This is a genomic window from Enterovibrio baiacu (genome assembly GCF_004120195.1).
Lineage (GTDB): Bacteria > Pseudomonadota > Gammaproteobacteria > Enterobacterales > Vibrionaceae > Enterovibrio > Enterovibrio baiacui.
Genome location: NZ_SCHN01000010.1, coordinates 13858 through 26196, shown reverse-complemented (window position 1 = coordinate 26196; position 12339 = coordinate 13858). Strand labels below are relative to the sequence as shown.

General features: G+C 47.2%; 11 protein-coding genes. 4 read left to right on the top strand and 7 right to left on the bottom strand.

Annotated elements, in window-relative coordinates; genetic code table 11:
• Positions 1–253: 253 nt before the first annotated feature.
• From EQP46_RS11395 to cspE, 7 genes are all read right to left on the bottom strand, one after another.
• Positions 254–481, bottom strand: a complete 228-nt coding sequence (locus EQP46_RS11395; protein WP_240671713.1) for a hypothetical protein — start codon at positions 479–481, stop codon at positions 254–256.
• Between the two features lie 296 nt (positions 482–777).
• Positions 778–4806 (bottom strand): hybrid sensor histidine kinase/response regulator, encoded by a 4029-nt coding sequence (locus tag EQP46_RS11390; RefSeq protein WP_129493771.1) that lies wholly within the window; start codon positions 4804–4806, stop codon positions 778–780.
• Positions 4807–4818: 12 nt separating this feature from the next.
• Entirely contained in the window at positions 4819–5832 is a 1014-nt protein-coding gene (locus EQP46_RS11385) for a response regulator (RefSeq protein WP_129493770.1), read from the bottom strand.
• A gap of 131 nt (positions 5833–5963) precedes the next feature.
• Entirely contained in the window at positions 5964–6269 is a 306-nt protein-coding gene (locus EQP46_RS11380) for an AzlD domain-containing protein (protein ID WP_129493769.1), read from the bottom strand.
• On the bottom strand, positions 6266–7042 hold the full coding sequence (locus EQP46_RS11375) for an AzlC family ABC transporter permease (RefSeq protein ID WP_129493768.1): 777 nt from the start codon (positions 7040–7042) through the stop codon (positions 6266–6268). Before EQP46_RS11375 ends, EQP46_RS11380 begins: the two co-directional genes overlap by 4 nt.
• 46 nt (positions 7043–7088) lie before the next feature.
• On the bottom strand, positions 7089–7919 hold the full coding sequence (locus EQP46_RS11370; RefSeq protein ID WP_129493767.1) for an AraC family transcriptional regulator: 831 nt from the start codon (positions 7917–7919) through the stop codon (positions 7089–7091).
• Positions 7920–8150: 231 nt separating this feature from the next.
• A complete protein-coding gene (gene cspE / locus EQP46_RS11365; protein WP_005504837.1) occupies positions 8151–8357 on the bottom strand; it encodes a transcription antiterminator/RNA stability regulator CspE in 207 nt (68 codons plus the stop codon).
• A 578-nt stretch (positions 8358–8935) separates the two neighbouring features.
• On the opposite strand from cspE, the gene mak reads away from it, so the two are divergent.
• The 4 genes from mak (at position 8936) to EQP46_RS11345 (ending at position 12251) form a co-directional block, all read left to right on the top strand.
• Entirely contained in the window at positions 8936–9835 is a 900-nt protein-coding gene (mak, locus tag EQP46_RS11360) for a fructokinase (RefSeq protein WP_129493766.1), read from the top strand.
• 108 nt (positions 9836–9943) lie between these two features.
• Complete coding sequence (locus EQP46_RS11355; RefSeq protein ID WP_129493765.1) at positions 9944–10486, top strand: dihydrofolate reductase family protein; 543 nt, start codon at positions 9944–9946, stop codon at positions 10484–10486.
• Between the two features lie 335 nt (positions 10487–10821).
• Complete coding sequence (locus EQP46_RS11350) at positions 10822–11769, top strand: SPFH domain-containing protein (protein WP_129493764.1); 948 nt, start codon at positions 10822–10824, stop codon at positions 11767–11769.
• Positions 11769–12251: an NfeD family protein gene (locus EQP46_RS11345; protein WP_129493763.1), complete on the top strand. Its 483-nt coding sequence runs from the start codon at positions 11769–11771 to the stop codon at positions 12249–12251. The genes EQP46_RS11350 and EQP46_RS11345 overlap by 1 nt, the downstream gene beginning before the upstream one ends.
• Positions 12252–12339: the final 88 nt, after the last annotated feature.

The following is a 12339-nucleotide window of genomic DNA, read 5'->3' as shown; positions in this document are numbered from 1 at the left end:
TATAAGCTGATTGAGAAATCGTGGGGAAACGTGTGCTTGATGTGAACTGACAGCATAAAATGCGTGATGAAACAGTCAGAATGTTGACGAGCGAGAAAGTGTGTTGCGCCAAGCGTGTTTCTATTTTGCATAAAAAAGAGGACGTTTTTTTGCAAAATGCGATCTGGAGGTTATACGGTATCACCTTAAATATAAAAGAAAAAAGAGCGAGAAATGCTCTTTTTTAAGGAATGATGTGTTGTATCGGCCACGTTTACATTTTAGTGGCGCGTTCTATGTGAAACATGTGAATTTCGTGAAGAATGCGCTCAGAAATGATCTCCGAGATGATGTCGTCAAAGCGGGCCTGCATAGATTGCACGGCAGGAATAATATCCATCACACCTTGTTGATTTTCTTCGTTGATCTCTACATCTAGCCCAAGGTCAAAATCCAAGGTCGCAATGAACGGTTTCATTCGCTCTAAGATGCAATTAATCATGTGATCATTCGAGCTCAGGTAGCTTAACTCTTCCCTGATCATGTCTGTAACAGCGCATGTTTGAGAGGAAGTGGGCGCACTTTTTGATGGGAATGCAATAACTGTCGGCATAGCGTTTACTCTTAAAATATAAATAGAGGATATAAATTATTATTTTTTTGTATTTGTACTTAAAACTAGATAAAAAACACCCACTTGCCTAGGGTGCGCTTGCCATAGTGCAGCTAGGTTAGCAAACTTCATATAAAGGGAGTAAAAAGCAACCTTATCGCGCTTGCATTATTTCAAGTCGTCTACTACCGCGTTGATTCTAGCATTCTGGCGCAAAGATTTTCGGAACTTTTCAGTAGACTTTGGTAGTGCGCCTCCATGGTGTCGCTGTCTTCAACATCATGAAGTTCAAGTTTTTTACACTCTGTCGAAAAGTCGATAGCGCCCACCATCAGTGCTGCCCCTTTCATTTTGTGCGCGATTTTCTTCACATCTGAAAACCGCTTTTCATCCCAGGCGACTTGTAAGGCCTCAATGTCATCGGTTTGCACCTTCAAAAATCGCCCCACCAACATTTGGATTAAGTCAGGATCATCGCCAGTGGTTTCTTTCAACGTGCTGAGATCAAACGGCGCAACGGCATCTGCGTTCGGTGCGCTATCGACCGTCGAGACAGGCTGTGTATTCACAGCAAAGGCCTCTGTGCGTGTATCAACACTGGGGGTGCCGACATCAGGTGTAACGAGGTGATGTTGAGTGTCTAACGCAGGCATAGACTCAGACTGAGATTCAAGATGTTCAGGCATGAGTTGGTTCATCATGGTGATCAGTGCTTGTTGTTTAAAGGGCTTTGCGATGTATTCGGTCATCCCTTCCTGTAGGCATCGCTCTCTGTCGCCCGCGAGCGCATTGGCGGTCATGGCGATAATAGGGATGGCAGGCAGATTATTCTCAGCTTCTAGTTGGCGAATTTTGCGCGTGGCTTCATATCCATCCATGACCGGCATTTGGCAATCCATGAAGATCATGTCGTAACGGTTTGCAACGAAACGCTCAAAGGCAATGGCGCCGTTATCGGCAATCGTCGGAATGCAGTTCAGTTTGCGTAACACGGTGCAGATAAGCTCTTGGTTGACGGGGTGATCTTCTGCAACCAATACAGAAAGCCCTGTTTTCAGTAGTTGGGTATCCGCATTTTTTGCTATTTCTTCACGCTGTGCCAGTTGCTTATACACATCGTCGCGACTGAAACCTTGCTCGTGCATTTGAACAATGGTTTCAAGCGCTTGTGTCAGGTTCAGTATGGTGAATGGGGCAGTCAGCGCCGCAGAGATAGAGTAAGGGCGATGGGTGAGCACGCCTTTAATATCCGCTAAGTACAGCACGTGTTGTGTGTTGGTGGTCGGCTCAATACAGGCGCGCAGTTCTTCCAGCGAAATGGAGTGGTCGAGCAAAGTGACCAAGAAAGGATCACATGATGATAACGCGCGGGAGGCCGCACTTTCATCCAGCGCTGTTACTACCTGCATGTCATGGTATTCAAGGTAGCGTTTCACGTTTTTCGTCTGGCTGACGCAGCGTGAAACCACCAATGCACGTTTCTTCTTGAGCGACTCTGACGATTGCAGCAAATCTTGAAGCGTATCTTCGGGGAGCTTGAGGTTTAGGTTGATGGTGAACACTGAGCCTTCACCCACTTCGCTGTCTGCGTGGATCGTGCCACCGAGCAAATCCACGAACTTCCGACAGATAGGCAACCCTAACCCAGTGCCTTGGTATCGACGTTTTGAGCTGTTATCGATCTGAGAGAAGTTTTCGAACACCCTATCTAGGTGTTCTTTTTTAATGCCTATCCCCGTGTCCGTGACTTTCATTTCCACGTGACACACGTTATTTGATGCACTTGAATGTGTGTCCTGCAAGCGAATAGACACATCCACGAACCCACTGTCGGTGAATTTCGCTGAGTTACCAGCAATGTTCACGAGGATCTGACGAAGCTTAGAAAAATCCCCAGTGAGTTCGAAAGGCAAACGTGGGTCGACATAAGAGGTAAAGGTGACACCATCTTTCACGCGAGGGGCAACGATGTTGGTGATATTTTCCATTAGCTCACTGACCGCAAAGGTTTCTTCGCGGATGGGCATTTTGCCCGCTTCAATTTTAGAAAGATCCAATACGTCGTTGATGATGTCGAGAAGCGCGTTAGCAGAGACTGAAATGGTGTTGTTGTAATGCTTCTGTTCGTAAGCCAGATCTGTGTTTCCAAGGATTTCTGACATACCGATAATGCCGTTGATGGGCGTGCGGATCTCGTGGCTCATCATCGCTAAGAAGGTCGATTTGGCTTCATTGGCGTGTTCTGCGTCTTCTTTTGCCGTACGCAGCGCCTCTGTCACCTCTTGGTTAAGCTGGGTTTGCTTGTCTGAATACATCATGCTGCAGATACTCTTTACAACTGGTGCAATCCAATCAATTTGCTTTTCACTGTAAGGCGAGTCGCGTCCTGCCAACACGATTAAACCCAAGGTATCACGCTTCGAAACCAAGGGGATCAGCGTGTAATGTTTATAAAAATCGGCGTGATCTGATTCGACCGTAAAGTGCAGTGATGAAAACTCGGTGCGGCGCAAGGAAAGGGCGGTATCTGCATAAGAAAGCAAGGAATCCGGTAGCCCAGTAAATTCATTCGATTGGCGACCTGTTTCATGCTTGAACATGACCTTCTGTTCACCCTCATCGAAAGACAACATGGCCGCCAAGGTACTTTCCGTAAAGCTTGCTAATACCACGAGGGCTTTTTTGAAGCTTCGTTCTGAATCCCCCGTGGTCATGTACATGTCTTGCACTGTATTGAATACTGAATACAGGGCATTGCTTCGACTTAGCTTATCTTCAATGGTGCTTTGTTTGGTGATATCTCTGAGGTTCACCACGACATAATCGTTCCCGCTGATGTGCTGCTTTGTGGCTTTTATCTTCAGGTAAACCGTTTGGTCCTGAATGCCATAGCGGTGAATATTGCCCATTTCGCCCCTATTTATGGCATCGACATAAATGTCATCGAGTAGCTGAATAAGCTTCTGATTTTCTAATGTTCGAAATGCGCTTAGGGAGCAGGGTTGAGGAATATCAATGGGTAACAACGCCAGTTTGAAGGCTTTGTCATTGACCGAGACTGTCATGCCTTTGTTGTCTAATACGATCACGCCATCCGCGTAGTTTCGGAGGATCGATTCGAGATACAGCTTGCTGAAACTTATCTTGAGTGATGTCTTTGCATGCAAGGCCAAGAAAATGGTGAACGCGGCGGTGACGGCTAAAAACACCCAAAGCAGGTAATTTCGCGTGTAGTAAATCGCGTTGAGGGCGCTGTCGGCGTTAAACTCAATGACCACAGCCATGGGGTATTGCTCATGCCACTGCCACACACCGACCACATCACCGTTGAGATGACCTTGGTAGCCAGTGACATTCATTTTTGCCGCGGTCTCATCGCTCGTGAGCAATGACCAAGGTGACACGCCAGCTTGGCTGCTTAATGCAGGACGATTCAACGAGAAGGGATAAGCTGATGCATCGGCAGTGTGATAAGGCGCGATGCGTTCCCCGTTGTTATTGACGGCAAAGGCGAGTCGCGTGTCTATCTGTTCTTGATTAATGAATATGCGGTCAAACTCTTGGCTGTTGCGAAGTAAGACAACAATGGGGCGTTGATCTACCGGTAGAGAGGCCGATGTTTGATTCGCAATATGAAGAGAGAACCCGAGAGAGATGTAGGTGCTGTCTGTTTGCCTTGGGCCTTTCTCTGGTGCGCTTATGTATTCTTCTTGGGTTTGAATACGTTGCCCGTGACTTCGATAGATTTGGTCTGCCCAGGTTGGATTGAACGGGGTGACGCTTAAGAGCAGTTCACCATTCTCTGAAAACAACAGGGCGTTGTCATATTCGAAATTTTCGAGATATTCAGAGAGTGTCGTACGGATAGTTTCATCTGAGTTTGGCAGCACAACATTGGCGTGCGCTTCGCTAGGGTGACGGCCTTTTTCGAACGACTTGGCATAGCGATACATGTTGCTGACGAGGATTTTATCGTTCGCGACGAGCGCGAGTTCGCGCTCACGGTGATGGTACCAATCGGAGATGGCAACGTTGATGTTTGCGATTTCAGATTGAAGGAAGTATTCAATTTTTAGCTGAGTGTCATTCACGATGGAGCGGTAAAACCAAAGAAAAGACAGCATGATAATGGCGACAACGGCTGTCCCACTGACGATCAGTTGGATAAGGGTGTTACGTGACTCAGGGTTAGAGAAGGGAGAATGATTCTGCATTCACGGCCTTACTTAAACGAGTTCAGTAAAGACAGATTTGTATTTGGTATCTTCCTGAACAACATGTTTGACCCACCAAAACCGTAATAATCGGAAAAAGTCGGTGCGGTAAAAACTGGGGTCGGCCTGGCATTTCAGTATCACGAACTCTGCTTGTTTGATAAGGCGTCCGTGCATGTCGGTATGCATTTTTAATCGCGGATAAACGCGCTCAGTGAGCAAGGCTTCTTCGAGTGTGATGTGGTTATTAACGTAGTGTTGAAACCGCTTGGCAACGTCCTCAAACACATGGTCATCATGTTCGTGGTTTACGATGAGGTCGTAGGTGTCATTAATGATGTCGAGCAACTGCATATTACTCTCATCGAGATCTGAGTGACCGACACTGAAACGGTCTTGCCATTTAATGAAGTATTTTTTGTTATCGGGTGTTGGTTTAGATGCGGGTTCAGGTGCCGGAGCAACGGATAGGGAAACAGGTTCGCTGGGCTGTGTGGGCTCCACAGGCTTTTGGTCTTTGATGAGCGCATCGAATTCGCTGACATCCGAATCTGAGAAGGCGACCTGTCCGTTCATTTGGAATGCGGTGGATTTAGCAGGATCTTGTTGGTACATGTCGAAGTAGTGTTCGACCGTTTTCTTGGCTTTCGCCTGCTGCGAGAGTTGGTTAATACGCTCTTGAAGCGCTTGTCGATTGACGGGTTTTACCAGAAACGCATCCACGTCGAACGCGATGCACTGAGCAATGACGCTTTCAGATGCATTCGCCGTCAAAATGATAATAGGGATGTCGTGTTGTAACCCATAGCGTCCGCTTCTGATCAGACGAAGCATCTCTAAGCCGTCAATGGGTTCCATTTGAAGATCGGTGATAATGAGAGAAGGGCGTTCATGGAATATTTTTGAAATGGCATCCGCACCATCAATGGCCATGATCGATTCTTTAAAGCCAAGCGAAGTCGCCATAATAGCGATGGTTTCGCGAATCATTTCGTGATCATCAACGACAAGACATCGGTCAAGCATAGAGCGTCCTCCTTTTTTCTTGTTTCCCTCTATATAAGAAATAGTCTATATCGCTGATATTTCAATAAAAGAAGCATCTGTTTCCCAAATTGGAATAAGGGTCTCTGATGCGCATCTCGTTTTATAAATTTCTAGCGAATAAACCAGAAAAATATCATTGAGATAAGTACCGTGCTCAATGTACCCAATCGCAAGAAACCGAGTACACACACAAAGATCCCTGCCAGTAAATACGGGTTATTGGTGGAAACAAAAAAGTCGCCGTGAGGAAACACAAGAATAGGCACAGCAAGGGCAGTAAGCACTGCTGGCGCACTGAACTTTAGGATCCGCTGCATGGTCGGCGTCACTTGGAAGGGAATACTTCTCGCGAGAAAGATGTAGCGAACAGAAAACGTAATGCACGCCATGCCTAAAATCATCATCCATGTGTTCATTGGTCATCCTCCGTTTTATGTGTCTCTTTTGCTGTTTTTTCTGCCTGTTCAACGCTTTCTGTGTTGATTTTCTTTGGCATCAAGCTCTCCGCGGTAAAGCCTGCGATCATGCCGAGAATGGCGGCGGCAAGGAGCGCATTTTCCATGCCCATCAAAGTCAAGATCATCATCATGAAGGCCGACACCAAGACGCTAATTGCTACGGGTATGTCTTTTATCGTTGGGATCACGAGCGCAATGAAGGTCGCGGCGATCGCGAATTCAAGGCCGAACTCTTCGATGTTGTCGAACTGCGACCCCCCGATGACGCCCACCAAAGTCGCAAGGTTCCAACAGAGGTAGAAAAAGCCCCCGGTATACAGCGCAAAGTGAGGGCTAAACTTGCCTGTGCGTTCTGTGTGAGCTGCGCTGACAACGTACATTTCATCGGTGAGCAAAAAGCCGAGTGGCAAACGCCATCGAAGCGGTAATGCACGTATGTGTTGGCGCATATTTACCGAGTAAAGCAGGTGGCGAGCACTGATCACGAAGGTTGAACCAAACAGCGTGCCAACCGGCGCGCCAGCCCCAATCATATTGGTGCCGGAAAGTTGCGCCGCACCGGCGAACACAAACAGCGACATGGCTTGTGCCTGAAATGGGGTCATTCCTGCCTGAATGGCCAGTGAGCCGCAAAGAATACCCCAAGGCACAACGGCGAGGCTGAGCGGCAACATGTCGGAGATTGCAGAAAGCCATATCCGTTCGCGGGGGAGAGAAGCGTCTTGATTCATGAGTAGGTCACATCATTTGTTGTTCGGTAGATAAAGTAATACCGATTTATGCAGAGGGAAAATTGGACGAAATTGCGCGTTGATATTGTTTTGGGGTGACACCCATGGCGCGTCGAAAGTGTCGATGAAGGTGGCTTTGATCGTGGAACCCACTTGCGATGGCGCTGTCAGCGAGGGACATGCCTGACTTCATCAAGTGCTGAGCATGCCTCACGCGCAGTTGAATTTGATAAGCGTGCGGTGGCAGACCGTATTTTTCTTTGAACTGTCGAACAAGGTGATAAGGGCTAACGCCAGAGAGTTCACTCAAACCTTCCAAGGAGATGGATTCTGTAAAATGCTGGTGGAGATAATCTCGGATCGTGGCGAGTTGCTTACCCAATTTGACCGTGTTGTTCGGCGTTTGCTGGCGCTTGTTATAGCGACACAACAACGACAGCAAAACATGGTGTGTATAGGTCTCAGTCAACAAGGTGTCTTGGTTATCGTGAAGCAACGTAAATAGCTGAAGAAGCTGATTCGCTAACCGTTGATCATGCTCTACTGCAAACGGGAAATAGGGCGTGTTTGATGCCAGCCCCAAATCTTTCGCGACGGCGTGGAATTGCGCTTCTGTTGGATACATAGCCTGATAAGACCATCCACCATCTGTCGCAGCATGACCATCATGAATTTGGTCGGCATTGACCAAAATGACGCTGTTTTTAGGGGCAAGGTGATAAGCGCCATTGCGCCAGAAGCGCTGCGCGCCATTCTGAATAACGCCCACGGTATAACCTTCGTGAGTATGTCGCGAAAAATTCTGCTTATCGTACGTTGCTTGCAAAATCTCCAACCCACCAAGCAGGGGCGAAGAATTGTAGTGAGCAGACTCCATTGCGCACCTTTTTGACCGTCGTACTGGTCAGTGTAAACACATTCGTAACAAAAGTTTTGTACATTCTTGCGGTTTTTCGCAGCGGATATTGGTGAAGCTAGCGACTTCTAGGGCGTGGTAGCGGGGTTCGGGCGGAAAAACTAATGGTACAGAAGGCGAGGAAAAAGGAAGCCTAAAACGTAAAAAAGGACGCCCAAGGGCATCCTTTTAAATTCTCTGCGTGAAGAAAAATTATACTTTTTCTACGTTTGCAGCTTGTGGGCCTTTTTGGCCTTGCTCGATTTCAAATGCTACTTGTTGGCCTTCAGCCAGAGTTTTGAAACCTTCGCCAGTGATAGCGCGGAAGTGAACGAAAACGTCTGGGCCATTTTCTTGCTGAATGAAACCAAAACCTTTTTCTTCGTTAAACCACTTCACGGTACCGGTAGATTTAGACATGTTGTCTCCTGAATATATTTCTACTTACTAGTTTTTGCGCTTGCGCATGTAGCCTATTAATGAATCACTTATGGTGTCAAATGTTGCGAATATCTTCAGGACTTCAGGACAACTTACTTTTGCGAAGGTAGGGTGTAACGAAGTGTGTATTCAATTGCAGCATAATGAGCTCTATTAACCAGGCCGAACGATGTTAGCACAGCGAACCTACATGTATATAACATTTAGGTCTCTCTGCGCAATCTTGTGCGTGCCGTCTCTTCATGTTGTGTAACACACCGCAATCATCGACTAAACCGTGCACACTCTAAAAATAGACTTATTTTAGGGAAAAGAAAGTGAGACATATCTCGGTTTTTAAATAGAAAGCCACATTTATTTTAGGAATCAGGAATTTAACAGGATAAATGTACAATTTAGTTTCATATAACTGTCATCTTTCTGATAATTGAGGCGCCCTTACAGAACAAAAAACCATCTTTTTAGTGAGGGTCTCATTGCTAAAGCGCATCTGACGATATGCTTAGTTTTAGGATGAAGAATTGAACACGCTCGCGAGGCGAGAGACGGAGGAACCGGTGAAAATAGGGATTGATTTAGGCGGAACGAAAATTGAAGCGGTTGTCCTAACCGATCAGGGCGAACAAATCTTCCAACAACGTGTACCTACGCCACAACATGATTATCAGGCAACGCTGTTAGCCATTAAAGGGCTCGTAGACGACGCCGAAAAAGCGGTAGGTGAAACATGCACGGTGGGCATGGGTATTCCCGGTACACTCTCGCCAGTGACGGGCTTAGTCAAGAATGCCAACTCTGTGTGGTTGAATGGTCAGCCACTTGATAAAGACCTAGAAGCCTTGATGGGGTGCGAAGTGCGCATTGCGAATGACGCCAACTGTCTTGCCGTTTCTGAAGCTGTTGATGGCGCTGGTGCGGGTAAAGGCATGGTTTATGGCGTGATCATTGGCACAGGCTGTGGCGGTGGTTTGGCGCTAAACGGCAAAGTGCATGTGGGTGGAAACGGTGTTGCAGGTGAATGGGGACACAATCCATTGCCTTGGCAAAACGATGTTGATCGCCAGCACGCAGAACACATCGAATGTTATTGTGGCAAACCGGGTTGCATTGAAACCTTCCTTTCAGGTACTGGATTTTGGAAAGACTTTGAACTGACGACGGGTCGAAGCCTGAAAGGCCCAGAAATAGTAGAACTCGCCAAACAAGGTGATGCGGAAGCTGAAGCATGTTTGGTCCGTTACGAGCAACGTCTTGCGCGAGCACTGGGCTCCATGGTTAACATGCTTGACCCAGATGTGATCGTGCTCGGCGGTGGCATGTCTAACGTTGAGCGTCTTTATACCAATGTGCCTCCGCTTATGGGTCAATGGGTGTTAGGCGGTGAATGTGCGACACCGATTGTTAAAGCAAAATATGGCGATTCAAGCGGCGTGCGCGGCGCAGCTTGGCTTTGGTAAGCGAAAGAACGTCATTTGAATAAATAAAATGTGTTTTTTGAGAAAAGCGTGGTGCAAATGCCCACGCTTTTTTGTATACCGTTCTTTTTACTGGCGCGAGATCCGCTTATGTCTAACATCGTTTATATCGCAACGAGCCTTGATGGCTTCATAGCAGACAAAAACAACCGCATTGAATGGCTGCATGACATTCCTAACCCTGACGGTTCGGACTTGGGTTTTAGCGCATTCATGGATCGTATTGATGCGATCGTGATGGGACGAAACACCGTTGAGATGGTGTTGAGCTTCGGTTGCGATTGGCCCTATACCAAACCTGTTTTTATGTTGTCGAACACTTTGACGTCTGTGCCTGCGGGCTATGAAGACAAGATTTTCTTGGTAAATGGTGACCTAAAAGATGTTGTTCGCGTGCTGAATGAACAAGGCTACGCCGATCTCTACATTGACGGTGGTGTGACGGTGCAGGGCTTTTTAAAGCAAGATTTGATTGATGAACTCATCATCACGACGATCCCTGTTTTGTTGGGCGGCGGCATTCCTTTGTTTGGTGATTTGGCCGAACCGCTGAAATTCAAACATGTTAGTTCAGAGCCGTTACTGGGCTGTTTGGTGAAGAATACGTTTGTGCGTGAGCGAACTTGCGCCTGATATACCCTATATACCCAAACAACCTGAAGATGCTCGCTGAATCCGGCATCTTCAAATTGTTTGGATATAGATAAGCATGCTCGAAGCTTTTGCGCTGACAGCACGCGTCTCTACCAAGCAGTACGTTCAGGGCTGCTTAGTTTTCCCTTCTGTCTGCCCTCTTTTTTTCTTGTTCCTTCAGAACACTTTTGCCGTCAGAATCTCGCATCCTAAACACGACGCAATCACCTCTCGGTCAATTTTGTTGATTACCCCTAAAATCTTAATATGCAAGTAAAAGTGCACGGTGAATTTAGGTATGCTGGTTACAAATTAGCTGGCTAGGAAAAATAAAAATGGAAATTTTAGAGCTTCTCCCGACGATCCTCAGTACTTGGGTCGTTCTCGCGATTTTGATCGTCATCGTATTACGCGGTGCTGTAAAATTCGTGCCTCAAAATACCTCATACATCATTGAGCGTTTCGGTAAATACAATAAAACCATGGAAGCGGGCCTGAATATTCTGGTTCCGTTTATTGACCGTGTTGCGTACGTGCGCACGTTGAAAGAACAAGCGTTCGATGTACCGAGTCAATCTGCGATCACCCGCGATAACATCTCCTTGGTGGTTGATGGTGTGCTTTACCTGAAAGTGTTGGATCCCGTCAAAGCGTGTTATGGCGTCGATGACTACATCTTCTCTGTGACGCAACTTGCGCAAACGTCGATGCGTTCAGAGATTGGCCGTATGGAGCTGGATAAAACGTTTGAAGAGCGTGAAAACCTAAACACTGCGATTGTCACCGCCATCAACGAAGCCGCGGTGCCTTGGGGTGTTCAAGTGTTGCGTTACGAGATCAAAGACATCGATCCACCGCGCTCTGTATTGGATGCGATGGAGCGTCAAATGAAGGCAGAACGTGAAAAACGTGCTGTAATTCTAGAGTCGGAAGGTGCGCGTCAATCTGAAATCAACGTGGCTGAAGGTCACAAACAAGCGCGCGTATTGGCAGCAGAAGCAGAAAAATCTGAGCAAATCCTGAAAGCAGAAGGTGAAGCGCAGGCGATTCTTGCTGTTGCACAAGCTCAAGCCGAAGCACTGGAAGTGGTAGGTCGCACAGCGGCAACGCCTGAAGGTCAAAAAGCGATTCAGCTTGATTTGGCAGATAAAGCCATTGAAGCGAAAAAAGCCATCGCGAAAGAATCTTCCGTGGTGCTTCTCCCTGATAGCTCATCGGGCGCAGCAGCCCTTGTTGCTGAATCCATGAGCATCATTAACACCTTGAATGCAGGTAGGTCTTAATGGATGTAGTCAGTTATCTTCAAGATAATTTGGCGGAAGTCACCATCATCATCGGACTCATTTTTCTGATCGTGGAAATTTGGGTGTTGGGATTGTCCACCATCGTCTTGCTCGCGCTCGGCCTTTCGACCATCACCACGGGTGTGCTGGTTTGGGCTGGCATTGTGCCTGCAACGATTGTTGGCGTTATCTCTGGTTCAGGCATTGGCGCTGGTGTGTTGACAGCCGTGCTTTGGGGGCCGATGAAACGTATGCAGAAAGGCGAAAGCCGTGAGTATAACATTCACAGCGATCTCATTGGTTTGGTCTTTGAGCTTGAAACCGCCATGGATGCACACACACCCGCAACGGTGAAATATTCCGGTGTGAGCTGGAAATTAGTGCTTGGGCCTGCGTTCAAAGACGTGCAGCTCGAGGCGGGTGATTCCGTAAAGGTGATTGCCGTTGATGTCGGCAAGTTTACGGTCGAACCTATTCGCTGAGCATATAGCCGTAGCTAACCCGTAAACGCGACACATAGTTAAAGCCTTCCAATGTATTGGGAGGCTTTTTTATGTCAGAAAGAAAAGG